Genomic DNA, 14,474 nt, shown 5'->3' with positions numbered 1-14,474 from the left:
AAATTTTTATATCCCATTCGAGAAGAGTACTTTGGTCGGCCATTCAACTTATTCAACAAGAAAACTTTACCGTAGGAACCGTGGAAGACCGTCACGATCAGGAAGAAATTTATTCGCAGCGCATTAAAGCCGGTAAACGCACGTACTTTTTCGACGTGAAAGCCACGCGCGGCCAGGATTATTACCTCACCATCACCGAGAGTAAGCGCAAGCTCCGCGACGACGACACTTTCTCCTACGAGAAGCACAAGATTTTCCTTTACAAGGAAGACTTTGCCAAATTCGTAGATGCCCTGCAGGACGCCGTGGATTATGTACGCGAAGAGCTGCTGACGGAGGAAGAGGTAGCCGAGTTGGACCGCCCCCGCCCCGCCTACAACGACGAGCCCTACAACGGCACTCCCACCGACACTACCTATTAAGCAAGCCTAACGAAACAAGCCTTTACTCTGTCATTCCCTCGTTGCGCGGCGCGCTTTGGTTTCGGCCAAGGCGCGCTGTTCTGTTGGTGGGCCTCACCCCCGGCCCCTCTCCCCAAGAGAGGGGAGCCTATTCAAACAACGATATCATATGGTAGTCGGTTGGCACCCCTCTCCCCGAGGCGAGGGGCCGGGGGTGAGGCGAAGTACCACCGTGCTTTCCCGGCGAACAACCCGTACCTTTGCCCCTCGAATTTGCCCCCTAGGGCCGATTCACCCTTCACTATTCATCCCTCAAAATTTCAAAAGAATGGGTCTCCGCTGCGGAATCGTCGGTTTGCCGAACGTGGGTAAGTCCACGCTATTCAACGCCCTCTCGAATGCCAAGGCCGAATCGGCCAACTATCCTTTTTGCACTATTGAGCCTAACGTGGGCATCATCACCGTGCCCGATGAGCGCCTCCAGATTCTGGAAGCACTGGTGAGCCCGGAGCGCGTGCTGCCTACCGTTATTGAGTTCGTGGATATTGCCGGCCTGGTAAAAGGCGCCAGCAAGGGTGAAGGCTTGGGTAATAAATTCCTGGCCAACATCCGCGAGGTAGACGCTATCATTCACGTTGTGCGCTGTTTTGATGATCCTAACATCGTGCACGTAGCTGGCTCCGTTGACCCCGTGTTCGACAAGGAAGTGATCGACACCGAGTTGCAGCTCAAAGACCTGGAAGGCATTGACAAGAAGCTGATCAAGTCAGAGCGCTCCGCCAAAGCCGGTGACGCCAAGGCCAAAAAGGAAGTGGCGGCGCTGCAACGCTTCAAAGCTCACCTGGAAGCCGGTCAGAATGCTCGGTCCCTCCAGGCGGATGCTGATGAGCTAGAGGCCGTAGAGGACTTGCAGCTGCTCACCATCAAGCCCGTTATTTACGTGGCTAACGTGGATGAAGCCGCTATCCGCACCGGCAACAAGCACCTGGATGCCCTGCGCGAGTACGTGAAAAGCGAAAACGCCGAAGTGGTGCCCATCTCGGCTGCCATCGAGTCGCAGATCGCGGAGATGGAAGATCCCGAGGAAAAGGAGATGTTCCTGGGTGAGTATGGTTTGAAAGAATCCGGCCTGAGCCGCCTTATCCGCGCTAGCTATGAGCTGCTCAACCTGATTACGTACTTCACCGCTGGCGTAAAAGAAGTGCGCGCCTGGACCATTCACCGCGGCGATAAAGCCCCCCAGGCCGCCGGCGTCATTCACTCCGATTTCGAAAAAGGCTTTATCCGCGCCGAGGTAATCAAGCTCCCTGATTATCAGAATTATAAAACGGAAGCCAAGATTAAGGAAGCCGGCAAGATGGCCGTGGAAGGCAAAGAATACGTGGTGCAGGACGGCGACATCATGCACTTCCGCTTCAACGTTTAATCCACAGATTACGCAACTGTATCAGCGTCAGGTGTGGTCCTACGACTTTGGAGTCGTAGGACCACTATCGTTGAACGACACGCCAGCGCACGCACGCGACTCCCTCAAAAAATCCCCCCCCCATGGACGTAAAAGACAGCAATGGCACCCTGCTCAACGAAGGCGACTCTGTTACGCCTATCAAAGACTTGAAGGTAAAAGGCTCCTCGCTCACCCTTAAGCGTGGCACGATGGTCAAAAACATTCGCCTCACCAACAGCCCGCAGGAAATTGAAGGCCGCGCTGGGGGCAACATGATGGTGCTGAAAACCGAGTTTTTGAAGAAAGCTTAAAGAGGGCGTCTCTTCGGTAGCCACTTCGTAACTTAAGCGCCCTGGCCGGTATTCGGTCGGGGCGTTTAGGTTGTTGCTTTTTATGAAAAGATACTCAAAAGGTGATTTTTTAGCCGCGTTGACTAATTGCAAGCCATTAACAGATGCGGAGAATAGATTGCTTGACATGGCCTACGGTAATGAAACAGGTATCACAGCTCCACAAGTCGCTGAAGCGTTAGGCTACAGACACTTTGTAGCCGCAAATTCATTAGTGGGTAGGTTAGGAAAAAAACTAGCAGAACAGTTATCTAATATTTCAATCAGTGATAGAGCCTTTCAAGGCTGGCATATTCTATTTGAAGGACAAAAGAGTCCAACCAGAGGTTTCGTTTGGCATCTAAGACCCGAATTACGTCTAGCATTGGAAAACGTAGAATTTCCAGAATTAAGTCATGTTTCTACCGCTACTGATGAAACAAAGAATGAACAGACTCTACCAGAAGAAGTAACAGAACTGTACGAAGGCGCTAAAAAACAAATATTTATAAATGCTTACGAAAGGAATAGAAACGCCCGACAAGCTTGCATCGAACATTATGGCTTTATTTGTAAATCGTGTGAATTTAATTTTGAGAAAACTTATGGCATAATAGGAAAAAATTATATTCAAGTACATCATATAAAACCTATTTCAGCAATATGAGATAATTATAAGATAAATCCCCTTGATGATTTAATACCTGTTTGTCCTAATTGCCACGCAATGCTTCACAGACGCAAAGAACCATATTCAATCAATGAATTGAAAAACATTATAAAACAGAATAAGTAAAATAAATAAGGAGAGGCTGAAAACGGCCTCTCCTTATTTATTTTATTAAAAGATAACCCTACTTCCCCACCACCTTATACAACGATCCCGCGCTTAGAGGATCGGTTAGCTTCATACCATTCAGCACGGCAAGCTCTTCGCGGCGGGCGGCAGGTATACCGTTGGCGGCCAGCGCCTGGGCCAGCGTAGTAGCTTTGGCGGCCGTCTTGATGCGAATTTTCTCTGACTGACGGTTCAGTTTGCTGGCGTCGGTGAGACGGGCGAAACCCTGGGCGCTACGCTGAAACTGGGGGGCATATGTGTTGAAATCGGTGGGCGAAGTGAGGCCTACCAGAGCATAGATGGTTTGGCCATCCTGGATGAGGTAGGTGAGCGTGCGGGCACTTACGCCTTGCTGCCCGTTCTGGGCCTGCTGCACCTGGTCGGCTTGGATAGCGATGGCTGGGAAGCTGTTGATAGTGGTGCGCTGGGCTTGAGGCGATTGCAGACTTAGCTGCTTCACCAGCGCTTCGGCGGCGGCATCCAGGGAGTTGCCGGGGGCGGGCAGCAGCACTAGGATTGCCTTGCCATTTGGTTCGCCCATTTGAAACTGCGAAGGCGAGTTTTGCGACTTCCAGCCCGACGGAATCGGAAACTGAAACTTCAGGTCGGGGTGGTAAAAGGTGCCGGCTTCCACGTAGCCCTGGCGTGGGTCTTCGCCATAAGGTAAGCCTTCAATCAGGCGCAAATACTGCTCGCGGTTCACGGCCAGCTGACGGCCAGCTTGCTGCTCAGCCTGCTGGGCCAGCTTTTTTACGTTTTGGTACCGGTCGGCGGAGTTGGGGTGCGACGAAAGAAAGGTAGGTATGGGGGACGCGCCGCTGCTCTGCTCGGTGCGCTGCAAGGTCAGGAAGAAATCAGCCATGGAGGCCGGGTCGTAGCCGATTTTGCTGGAATACTTCACGCCCAGCTGGTCGGATTCGTTTTCGTCGTCGCGGCCGTACTTGAGCAGGCCAAGACCGACCACCTGCTGGGCTGGCTGAGCAATAGAGGCAATACGCCGCGAGAAGATGGAACCCAGTAGAATAGCTCCATTGGCAACGGTAGAGCGCGTTTGCTGCTTCTGGCCGTGGCGGGCCGTGATGTGGCCAATTTCGTGGCCCAGCACGCCGGCAAACTGCGCCTCATTGTTAAAGTGGGCCATGATGCCCCGCGTAAAATACACATGCCCATCGGGCGTGGCGAAGGCATTGATGACCGGCGAATCGACGACAGTAAAGCCCTTGACGTCGGCGGGCCGGTCGGAGATTCTGCCCATTTCCATGCCTTTGCTATCGATGTAGCTCTGTAGCTTGGCATTATCAAGGAGACCAAACTGCGCCACAATCTGCGGATCGGGCTGCGCACCTTGCACGGGTGCGGCTGCTTTGGTAGGGTCCGGGTTCAGGCTGATAGCGCTGGTCAGGGGCAGGAGTGCGGTCAGCAAAGCTGCGGCACTCAAACGACGAAAGTGGGTGGATTGCATAGGGAAGAGTAGTGAGTGAGGTGGCCGCCGGGCTAATGAAAAGACAGAAAGTCAGCAGGTATTCCTCGCTCTAAATGGAAGGGCTGCTATATTTTATTTCGCTACCACCTTGATCAGCGTACCGGCCGTCAGGCGGTCGGTGAGCTGCATGCCATTCAGGATGGCCGTTTCTTCCAGACGGTCGTTAGGTACCTGGAAGCGGGTCAGGGCCTGCGACAAGGTGGTGGCGCTGGTTACCGACTTTATCCGGACGCGTTCAGGCTGGCGGTTAAGCTTGTCGGCGTCGGTGAGGCGGCGGAAGTTTTGCATCGAGCTGCTAAACGTCGGGAAGTAAGTGGCAAAATCCGGGCCGCTGCTGGCTCCGATCATCGCATAGATGGTTTTGCCATCCTGAATGAGGTAGATAAGCGTGCGCACGGCCGGTGCCTGTTGTTGCTGTTGCTGAGGCTGTTGCTGTTGTTGGTCGGCCACCTGGTCGGCCACGATGGCCAGGGCTGGAAAGCTGTTCACCGTCACCTGCTTCGACTCGACGGGCTGCAACTTAAACTGCTGCACCATCTGCTGGGCTGCCGCTTCCAACGACTCACCGGGGGCCAGAGTCAGCAACATCATAGCCTTACCATCGGGGGCAGCCATCTGAAACTGCTGGGGGGAGTTTTGGTGCTTCCAGCCGGTGGGAACAGAAAACTGAAACTTTAGCTCTGGATGATAGAAGGTATTATTCTCGACGAAGCCCTGCTTAGGATCTTCACCATAGATCAAGCCCTCAATCATACGCAGGTAGGAGTCACGACCGACCGCGAGGTTGGTCGCACCGACCTGCTGCTGGGTCTCGGCGGCGAGCTGCTTTACCGTATTATAGCGGTCTTCGGGGTTGGGGTGGGAGGAGAGGAAACTGGGAATGGGCTCGGCGCCGGCACTGGCTTTCTCCTGTTCGCGCTGAAGCGTGAGGAAAAAATCGGCCATCTGCTTGGCGTCGTAGCCGATTTTAGTGGAATACTCCACGCCCAGACGGTCGGATTCGCGCTCGTCGTCACGACCGAATTTGAGGAACAATACCTGTAAGCCCTGCATGGCCTGCTCACCATATTGGGCCAGCTGGGGCGAGGCAATCATGCCGCCGATAAGCAGCAATTGTCCAAATGTAGCTTTGGTTTGCTGCTGGGCCGAGTGGCGGGCGGTGATGTGGCCGATTTCGTGGCCTAATACGCCCGCAAACTGCGCCTCATTATTAAAGTGCGCCATAATGCCCCGCGTGAAATACACGTAGCCGCCGGGCACAGCAAAGGCATTGATTACCGGCGAATCGACGATTTTAAACTCGTACTTAAGTTCTGGCCGATGCGAAATAGCGGCCATTTTCTGGCCCTTATCCTGAATAAAACGTTGTAAAGCAGGATTCTCTACCAAGCCAAACTGGGCTATCACCTGTGGGTCGGACTGCTGGCCCAGCGCTACCTCCTGGCTTTCCGACATCAGGCTGACTTGCTTTTTGCCCGTGACGGGGTTGGTCGTGCAGGCCGCCAGCAACAGCAGGAACGCTGCATTGCTAGCGAAGAGGAAGGATCTTTTCATAGGAGTGGGTGGCAAAAAAGCCCCCCAGCGCTAGTCTGGAGGCGTGGAAGAAGCAGGGTATGGGAAAGTGTTCCTGCAACGACAACGTAGCTGAATGGTTGCACTGCTTACCTCAGGCAATACCTTACCGCAACTATATATTCCTATGTAGCTCATAGTTACAGATACTTGCTAAGCAGAAACCTGTTTGTAGCTAAGTAGTAAACAAGCGTATCGGTGCCTAAAAAACCCTTTTCGGCATCAAAAAAGCCCCCCAGCACTCCACCAGATTCTCTTCGTGTTTCAGAAGGACAAGATGGAGTGCGGGGGGCTTTTTTTGATTCCCTCCTAACTAAAAAAGACTATTTTCAGGGCCGGCGACCGTTCACAGTTATGACCTGATAGCCAATCAGCAAATCGGAGCGGGTGCCAGGCGGACGGTAATACACCAGCAGATCATACTGGTTCTCCGTTTCCTGGTGACTGCCTTCCCACGGCACGCTGTTCGGGCCCTGGGGCGTCTGGGTGGCGTAGTAGTAGTTGTAGTAGCCTTGTTTGAGCAGAGCTGTAGTGCTATAAATCTGGTTGGCAGCGTCGTAGGTGAGCTTGAACTCCTCCTTAAACTGCCAATCGGTGAGGGCGCCAATGATATACACGGGACTCGCGGCGGGTTGCTCTGCCTTCAACTGAAAGGTGACATCGGCATAGTCGGCGTTGGAGTCGCCGTTGCCGTACTCGCGGTTCTCAAACACGCGCTGTCCGTTGATATCGTCGTACTGGGTGTAGCCCTGGCCTAGGCGGCTGCCTTCCAGCGTCAGCAGCACGGCGCGGGGATTGGCCTCAGGGTCTAGCTTGGCCATGCCCTGGCCGAGCACGCGCAGGGAGCGAGTATCAAAGAAGCGAAACTCGCTCAGGCCCGGAAACGTGTTTTCGAAGTTGAAATACTGGTACTGCAGCAACCGCTCGGCGTCGCGTACAAAAGTGGGACGCAGATTGATTTTGGCGTTATCCCAGCGGAAGTTCTGCCGCAGAATCACCTTTACTTCCTGGGCCGGGTTCACCAGGTTCATGGCGCCGTAGCGGATAGCAAAGTCTACCTGCTGTAAGGTGTAGCGCTCCTCCCCCGCCACCGGAATACCTTGGCGTAGGTCTACCTCCACGTCGTTCTGGTACACCAGCAACCGCCGACTCACCAGCGGCACCCGGCCCGCACTCTGCACCACCAGCAGGTAATTGCCGCTAATCTTGACCGGCGGCACCCGCAGGCGGTAGTGGTAAAAGGGCACTTTGGTACCTACACCGGTGCGGTAATCGGTGATAAGAAACTCGTTTATCTCGTTCAGGAACTGCATATCCGTGAGCACGGAGGGCTTCCAGTCCACGTCGCAGTGCACGAGCTTGGCCGTCAGCCGCTCCGACTGGGCACCCAGCAAGTCAAACTCCAGGGTGAAGCTTTGCCCCTGCAAGGGCGCCACGGGCGGCTGAAATACCTCCGTGGGCTGGCCCGTAGCCACGTAGCACTGCACCGATTTTACATCGGGGTTGTATATGAAGTCTTGGTAGCGCAGGGTTTTGTCGGCGTAATATTCCGGGGGCCGCTGCTGGCCGGGCGAGCGGGCGGCGTTGGGGTCAGTGATGGGCGTGCCCAGGGGGACGCAGGCGGTGGCAAGGAGAAGGAGGAAGAGGTAGCGACGCATAAGGGCGAAGATAGGACTTGCCACGGGTTATGCGCCCTCAGACGAGCCACTTCATAGTCTGCACCTCGGCGCGCAAGTACGGTGTAACACCAGAGCACATGCCACGCTGGTCTCTGGCGGCTTCCTATCTTAACGGTGACTTTACTCCTTGCTTGTATGCTCAACTCCCTGCTTCCCAACATCTTCACGCCCCTGCTCTGGCTGGCTACCGCGTTGCTGCCAGTCCCGCAAACGCCCAAAACGCCCCCCATCATCACCGGCGCCGACCAGACGGAGCAGTACCTCCCCTATCTGAAAGGCAAGCGCGTGGGCGTACTGGCCAACCTCACCACCATCATCGGCCGGCGCCACCTCGTCGACAGCCTTCAGAAGCGGGGCGTCAATATCGTGAAGGTGTTTGGGCCCGAGCACGGTTTTCGGGGCAATGCCAGCGCCGGCGTGAAGGTGCAGAACGAAGTGGATGCGGCCACAGGGATCAAAATTATTTCCCTCTACGGCCCCAAGCGTAAGCCCTCTGCCAAAGACCTGGCCGACGTGGACGTGATGCTGTTTGATGTGCAGGACGTGGGCGTGCGCTTCTATACCTACATCAATGTGCTGCGCAATATCATGGAGGCCTGCGCCGAGAACAACAAGGAGCTACTGATTCTGGACCGTCCCAACCCCAATGGCTACCTCATCGACGGCCCCGTGCTGGACATGCAGTACAAGTCGGGCATCGGGCAGTTTCCGATTCCCATTGCCCACGGCCTCACCATCGCCGAGTTTGCCCAGATGATAAACGGGGAAGGCTGGCTGCTCGACAAGCGCACCTGCCGGCTTCGCATCGTGCAAGTCAAAAACTACCGCCACGACCTGGAATACACGCTGCCGGTGCCGCCTTCCCCCAACCTCAATACCCAGCAGAGTGTACTGCTGTACCCATCGACGTGCTTGTTTGAGGGGACTTACATCAACCTGGGCCGGGGCACGCAGTTTCCGTTCACGGTGCTGGGCAGCCCCCACCTGAAGGGCAAATACCCGTTTTCCTTCACCCCTACCAGCATCAAGGGCATGAGCGAAACGCCCCTGTTCATGGACCAAACCTGCTACGGCCTCGACCTGCGCCGCTTCGACGCCCGCCAGCTACGCACCACCCGCCTCATCAACATCGAATGGATGCAGGAGCTGTACCGCGCCTCCCCCAACAAAGCCCAGTTCTTCGACCGTACCCTCAGCAAGGAAATAAACGACATCAACAAGCTGGCTGGCGTGGCTGAGTTTCGCCAACAGATAGGAGCCGGCAAGTCGGCCAAGGAGATCCGCGCATCCTGGGCGCCGCATCTCAGCCAGTATAAGCAGCGGCGCCTGATGTATCTGCTGTATCCGTGAGGGGGAGGTGTGGGGGGTAAATTGGTTTGATAAACTATCAAAAATCTGTACCCATGTGGCTCAACGAACCCGCCCTGCCTTTCCACTCGCTAGCTTGGGTCTGTAGTGCCACAGTAGCGGGTAGCAGACTTGTTTGGTATGCTCCTCGCTACCTACTTGCGTGCGGAGAAAATCTATCCGCGAGTAACGCATCCCGCTAGTAGCGAGGATCTAAATGTTAGCCGAAATATAAAACCATCATGATTGATAATATACCTCGTTGTCCTAGAAGCAACTATCCTGACTTCAATAAGAAAAAGTTTAATTACTCCAAAGAATCAAACATTGACGCGTATTTTAAAACAGCGAACAAGTTAGGTATTGCTGTTACTAAATTTGGGCCAGATAAAATCTTTGATCAACAGGCCGAGATTCTAATAGATCAGATTGTTGAAGCGGATACTATTCATGAAATGACCGTTTGCGCAGATATACTTTGGGATGCTTATAATTCCTATGACATAATCCTTAATGCAATTATTAAAAGACTTGAGGACGCAGACAAGAACGGTGTCAAAAAGCTGATATTGCTAATCAAATATCTTAAATTGGATACTGGTCTGAACAGAAGACCTATAGGCGGCAAACACTTCAGTGAAATAAATAATGACTCTTCTTTTTATTGTGAATTGGCTGCCAAAGCAAAAGAAATTATCAATGTATAATACAGCGAAAGTAGCTTCTGCTAACTGAGCGTTTGTGAAATAGTGCCGATACAAGTATTTCTAAATTATAAAATTAAAATCAGTGACAAAGCAAAAGTAAAACTGTAAGATCACAGATTTTCACTACTTCATAAACACTTTAGACGTTACAAATAAAAAGCCCCCCAGAAATACTTCTGGGGGGCTTTTTCTATCTACAAGATTACTTCAAATTTCCTTACACCAACTCTTCCCAACGCTTAGTCTGGGCAGTCAACTCCTTCTGTACTTGCTCAAATTTCAGCGTGGCGTCTTTCAGTTGGGCGGCGTTGCTGTAGATGCCGGGGTCGGCGAGTTGGGCTTCGTACTGGGCCAGCTCTTTTTCCAGGGTGGTGATGCGGCTTTCTACTTCCTGTAGCTCCCGGCTGCTTTTGGCGCTGCCGTTGCTGGTTGATTTGGCCGGCTCGGCTTTAGCGGGTGCTGACTTTTGATTGGATGCCGCTTTGGTGGAAGGCTGGGGGGCATTTAGAGCCGCTTTTTTGGCGGCTTTGTCGCGGTCTTCCATCCACTGCTCAAACTCGGAGTAGGTGCCGGGGTATTCCTTGAGCTGGAAGTCCTCGATAAACCAGATCTTGTTGGCCACATTTTCCACGAAGAAACGGTCGTGGCTGATGACGATGTAGGTGCCTTCGTACTGCTCCAGGGCCTGAATCAGGATGTTCACCGATTGCATGTCCAGGTGGTTGGTCGGCTCGTCGAGCAGGAGGAAGTTGGCTTCCGAAATCAGCGTTTTGGCCAGCGCCACGCGGCTTTTTTCGCCCCCTGAGAGCACCTTGATCTTCTTGTAGACCTGCTCGCCGGTGAAGAGGAAAGAGCCCAGCACGGAGCGCAGCTCCATCTCATTGCGCTTGGAGCCGGCCTCATTCATCTCCTGCAAAATCTCGTTGTTCACGTTCAGGCTTTCCAGCTGGTGCTGGGCGTAGAACGACATAATCACGTTGTGGCCGAGCTGGTGGTTGCCGTTGGAGGGTGCCTCCTGCCCCGCCACCAGGCGCATGAGCGTGGATTTACCCTTACCATTGGCCCCGACGAGCGCAATTTTGTCGCCGCGCTCGATGTGCAGGTTGGTGTCGCGGAAGATGATTTTTTCGCCGTACTTCTTGCCCACGTGCTCCATGCGCAGGATGTGGCGGCCGGGCTGCACCGTGAAGTTAAACTTGATGTTTACGCGGGCCGCGTCGTTGGCCACGTCGTCGATGCGCTCCAGCTTGTCGAGCATCTTCACGCGGCTTTGGGCCTGCTTGGCTTTGGAGGCTTTGGCTTTAAAGCGCTCAATGAACTTCTCCGCCTGCTTGATTTGGGCCTGCTGGTTCTCGAAAGCGCCTTTCTGAATGGCGTTGCGCTCTTCCTTTTCCTCCAGATAATACGTGTAGTTGCCAGCGTATTGCACCAATTTGCCCCCCGTCACCTCCACCGTCGTGTTGCTGGTACGGTCCAGAAACTCGCGGTCGTGCGATACAATGATAACGGCCCCCAGGTAGTCAGCCAGGTAGTTCTCGATCCACTTAATACTGGGAAGGTCCAGGTGGTTGGTCGGTTCGTCGAGCAGGAGCAGCGAGGGTTTCTGGAGCAGAATCTTGGCCAGCATTACCCGCATCCGCCAGCCACCGCTGAAGGTTTTGAGCGGCCGCTGTAGCTCCTCGGTTGTGAAGCCCAGACCTTCCAGAATTTCTTCGGCCTCGGCCTGCATAGTGTAGCCGCCCAGGGCCTCGAAGCGCTCCTGCAAATCGGCGAGCTTCTGCACAAGGTCGTCGTGGTAGTTATGCTCAAACTCGACTAGAATCTGGTCAATTTTCTTCTGCACGTTCAGGGCTTCCTCAAAGGCCTGCATGGCCACGTTGAGAATGCTCTCGTGGGTATCGTAGCTGAGCAAATCCTGATTCAGGAAGCCCAACGACACTTCTTTCCCCATCTGAATGCTGCCGCCATCAGGCTTGTACTCGCCCACCAGAATGCGCAGCAGCGTAGATTTGCCCGTGCCATTCAGCCCAATCAGGCCGATTTTGTCTTTGGGCTTTATGTGGAGACTGGCCTTGTCGTAGAGCGTACGCGAGCCAAAATGGAAGTCTAGGTCGTTAATGGAAATCATCCTACTTTGCTATGAAGCTGCAAAGGTACAGGTTTCTAATCGCTCCTATTCTATGAGTCTCAAATCCATTGCTATAGACACACAACTGAACTGGCTTGCTAGTTCAGAGCTTCGCAACGACAATTCCGCAGCCCGGTTTTTACCTCATGGCTTCGGGGCTTACCTCGTCATTCTATTACCACTCGGCATTGATCGAGGAGTGCCAATCGAGCAGTATTCATTTTCAACGCGAACCATTCAAGATTTAAATGCGCGAGTTTACTTCTGGAACCAGTATGGCATCGTAAACGGCAACCCTCCACCTGAGAACTTAGAGCATATCACATACAGAGAAATTGCGCAACAACTCGGCTTGCCCTACGACGCAACCTTTAATTCTGAAGCTATCTTTAAAGCATATGGTAATCACTGGCCACCGCATTTAGGTGGCAGCGAAGCATTTGATAAAGCATTCATTCAAAGCCTAGTGGCACTTCTTGGCGCCGATACGGCAACGTATTTTTATGGAGATGCTGAAGACGGCAAATATCACTTCACGGATGACGGCTTAGAATCATGGTTTGAGTCAGGTATCGCTACCGACTTGGACGACATCTTGCAGCAAGAAAACGACTTTCCAACCTACACATTTGCCACGGATCATTCTTGGTGTTTGTATCACCAAGAAGACGCAAGTTGGCTGGTATTGGGATGCTCACGAAGCTTGGCTGAGACAATAGCAGCTTCTGTAGCCTTGGAATCTTTTACTATTTCATAAAAATTCCACGTAGCAGGTACTCATCCATTTCGAGCAACTGCTACGTGGAATTTGGTTCTTTTAGCCCACAAAAGGCTCCCGAAACTCCGGTGCCTTACGCTGCTTCGAGGCCTGCTCGTAGGCGTAGGCCACGCTTAGTAACCCCGCCTCCCCGTACGCCGGGCCGACGAAGGACAAGCCCACCGGCAGTCCGTGGGCCTGACCCATGGGCACCGTGATGTGCGGGTAGCCAGCCATAGCGGCCGGCGAGGAGAAACCGGGGCCGGGCCAGGAGTCGCCATTGATCAGGTCGATGCCGGGGGCGGGGCTGTTGGTGATGCCGATGATGGCAACCAGCTTGTTGTCGCGCAGGGCCGAGTCGATGGCCTGGCGGGCACCGGAGTGCGATTTGCGCAGGGCAGCCAAGTATTTGGGGCTGCTCAGGTCTTCCAGCTTCTCGGAGGCTTCCAGGATTTCCTGCTTGAAGAAAGGCATGGATTTCGGCTCGTTTTGCTTGTTGAAGGCAATCACGTCGGCTAGGGTTTTCACCTTGGCATTGGCCGTGGCCAGGTACTTATTCACGCCGTCCTTGAACTCGTAGAGCAGTACGTCGTACTCGGCCTCGCCCAATGGGTTGACCTGTTTGAGCACCTCTACTTCCACGATGGTAGCGCCCTGGGCTTTGAGTACTTCAATAGCTTTTTCGAAAAGAGGAATGGCGTCGGAAGTACCCTCCAGGTGCGACTTCTCTACTCCAATGATTTTGCCCCCCAGCGCTTTGGCATCGAGGAATTTGGTGTAGTCCGCCTCCACTTTTCCAGTGCTTTCCTGGGTGATGGGGTCGGCCGCGTCGGGGCCAGCGAGGGCTGAGAGCAGGATGGCCGCGTCGCGGACGGTGCGCGTCATGGGGCCGGCGGTATCCTGGGTAGCGGAGATAGGAATAATGCCCGTGCGGCTCCACAAACCCACCGTGGGCTTAAAGCCTACCAGCCCGTTGCACGAGGCCGGCGACACGATGGAGCCATCCGTTTCGGTGCCGATGGCCAGGGCGCAGAAGTTGGCGGTTGCGGCCGTGCCCGAGCCGGAGCTGGAACCGCTGGGCGTGCGGTCGAGAATGTAGGCATTCTTGGTTTGCCCCCCACGGCTGCTCCAGCCGCTGGTCGAGCGCGTGGAGCGGAAGTTGGCCCACTCGCTCAGGTTGGTTTTGCCCAGAATTACGGCCCCGGCCTCGCGCAGTTTTTTGACAATAAAGGCATCCTGGGGGGCTTTATTACCGACCAGAGCCAGCGCGCCGGCGGTGGTCTGCATCTGGTCGGCGGTGTTGATGTTGTCTTTGATGAGCACCGGAATGCCGTGCAGGGGGCCTCGCACCTTGCCCGCTTTGCGCTCATTATCCATCTGCTCGGCAATGGTAAGCGCATCGGGGTTCAGCTCGATGACGGCGCGGAGCTGGGGGCCTTTTTTGTCCATGGCCTCGATGCGGCGCAGGTACAGCTCGGTCAGGTCGCGGGCGGAATACTGGCCGGCGCGCATTTTCTCCTGCAGGTCGGCTACGGTAGCTTCGTTGAGGGCGAAGGTATCGGCCGTATCGGCAGACGTATCAGCGGCGGTTTTGGCGTCTTTGGGCTCGGTGGAGCAGGCGCTGAGGGAGAGCGTGGAAAGGGCGACGCCAGCCAGGCCGCTATTACGCAGAAATACTCTTCTGTTCATCTTCTCTTTTTTTGTTGTCAAGATAAGCTGAGTTGGCCTGTGTAGCTCTATCAGCTTTTCAAATCCGAACAGTGTAGAGACGCGTATTCGCGTCTAG

General features: G+C 54.2%; 12 protein-coding genes. 7 read left to right on the top strand and 5 right to left on the bottom strand.

Annotated elements, in window-relative coordinates; translation table 11 throughout:
- The first annotated feature begins 80 nt into the window (after positions 1 to 80).
- The 4 genes from B9A24_RS14375 (at position 81) to B9A24_RS22350 (ending at position 2,844) form a co-directional block, all read left to right on the top strand.
- Positions 81 to 422: a DUF3276 family protein gene (locus B9A24_RS14375; RefSeq protein WP_084446720.1), complete on the top strand. Its 342-nt coding sequence runs from the start codon at positions 81 to 83 to the stop codon at positions 420 to 422.
- A 307-nt stretch (positions 423 to 729) separates the two neighbouring features.
- Positions 730 to 1,827 carry a redox-regulated ATPase YchF gene (gene ychF, locus B9A24_RS14370; RefSeq protein WP_084446719.1) on the top strand — a complete coding sequence of 366 codons (1,098 nt, stop codon included), beginning with the start codon at positions 730 to 732 and terminating at the stop codon, positions 1,825 to 1,827.
- Positions 1,828 to 1,949: 122 nt separating this feature from the next.
- The gene (locus B9A24_RS14365) at positions 1,950 to 2,159 is read left to right on the top strand and encodes an alkylphosphonate utilization protein (RefSeq protein ID WP_084446718.1); all 210 of its coding nucleotides are present in this window, start codon (positions 1,950 to 1,952) and stop codon (positions 2,157 to 2,159) included.
- Between the two features lie 82 nt (positions 2,160 to 2,241).
- Positions 2,242 to 2,844, top strand: coding sequence for an HNH endonuclease (locus B9A24_RS22350; RefSeq protein WP_200813927.1), 603 nt, complete (start codon positions 2,242 to 2,244; stop codon positions 2,842 to 2,844).
- Between the two features lie 187 nt (positions 2,845 to 3,031).
- Here the strand turns inward: B9A24_RS22350 and B9A24_RS14355 are convergent, their stop codons facing one another.
- The 3 genes from B9A24_RS14355 to B9A24_RS14345 all read right to left on the bottom strand — a co-directional run bounded on the left by B9A24_RS14355 (position 3,032) and on the right by B9A24_RS14345 (position 7,728).
- Complete coding sequence (locus B9A24_RS14355) at positions 3,032 to 4,477, bottom strand: M48 family metalloprotease (protein ID WP_084446717.1); 1,446 nt, start codon at positions 4,475 to 4,477, stop codon at positions 3,032 to 3,034.
- Positions 4,478 to 4,570: 93 nt separating this feature from the next.
- Entirely contained in the window at positions 4,571 to 6,052 is a 1,482-nt protein-coding gene (locus B9A24_RS14350) for a M48 family metalloprotease (RefSeq protein WP_084446716.1), read from the bottom strand.
- A gap of 347 nt (positions 6,053 to 6,399) precedes the next feature.
- On the bottom strand, positions 6,400 to 7,728 hold the full coding sequence (locus tag B9A24_RS14345; RefSeq protein WP_084446715.1) for a type IX secretion system plug protein: 1,329 nt from the start codon (positions 7,726 to 7,728) through the stop codon (positions 6,400 to 6,402).
- Positions 7,729 to 7,884: 156 nt separating this feature from the next.
- Here B9A24_RS14345 and B9A24_RS14340 point away from each other — a divergent pair, with 156 nt between their 5' ends.
- Both B9A24_RS14340 and B9A24_RS14335 read left to right on the top strand, forming a co-directional pair.
- The gene (locus B9A24_RS14340) at positions 7,885 to 9,099 is read left to right on the top strand and encodes an exo-beta-N-acetylmuramidase NamZ family protein (RefSeq protein WP_084446714.1); all 1,215 of its coding nucleotides are present in this window, start codon (positions 7,885 to 7,887) and stop codon (positions 9,097 to 9,099) included.
- Between the two features lie 239 nt (positions 9,100 to 9,338).
- The gene (locus B9A24_RS14335) at positions 9,339 to 9,803 is read left to right on the top strand and encodes a hypothetical protein (protein WP_084446713.1); all 465 of its coding nucleotides are present in this window, start codon (positions 9,339 to 9,341) and stop codon (positions 9,801 to 9,803) included.
- A gap of 217 nt (positions 9,804 to 10,020) precedes the next feature.
- On the opposite strand, the gene B9A24_RS14330 is transcribed toward B9A24_RS14335, so the two are convergent.
- Positions 10,021 to 11,931: an ABC-F family ATP-binding cassette domain-containing protein gene (locus B9A24_RS14330; protein WP_084446712.1), complete on the bottom strand. Its 1,911-nt coding sequence runs from the start codon at positions 11,929 to 11,931 to the stop codon at positions 10,021 to 10,023.
- Here B9A24_RS14330 and B9A24_RS14325 point away from each other — a divergent pair.
- A complete protein-coding gene (locus B9A24_RS14325) occupies positions 11,921 to 12,688 on the top strand; it encodes a hypothetical protein (RefSeq protein ID WP_143434949.1) in 768 nt (255 codons plus the stop codon). The two genes, B9A24_RS14330 and B9A24_RS14325, sit on opposite strands and share 11 nt — an antisense overlap.
- A 60-nt stretch (positions 12,689 to 12,748) precedes the next feature.
- Here B9A24_RS14325 and B9A24_RS14320 read toward each other — a convergent pair whose 3' ends face one another.
- On the bottom strand, positions 12,749 to 14,377 hold the full coding sequence (locus B9A24_RS14320) for an amidase (protein ID WP_084446710.1): 1,629 nt from the start codon (positions 14,375 to 14,377) through the stop codon (positions 12,749 to 12,751).
- Positions 14,378 to 14,474: the final 97 nt, after the last annotated feature.

The organism is Hymenobacter roseosalivarius DSM 11622 (genome assembly GCF_900176135.1).
GTDB classification, from domain to species: Bacteria; Bacteroidota; Bacteroidia; order Cytophagales; family Hymenobacteraceae; genus Hymenobacter; species Hymenobacter roseosalivarius.
Note: the sequence above shows the minus strand (reverse complement) of the source record. Positions and strands in the feature narration are given on the sequence as shown.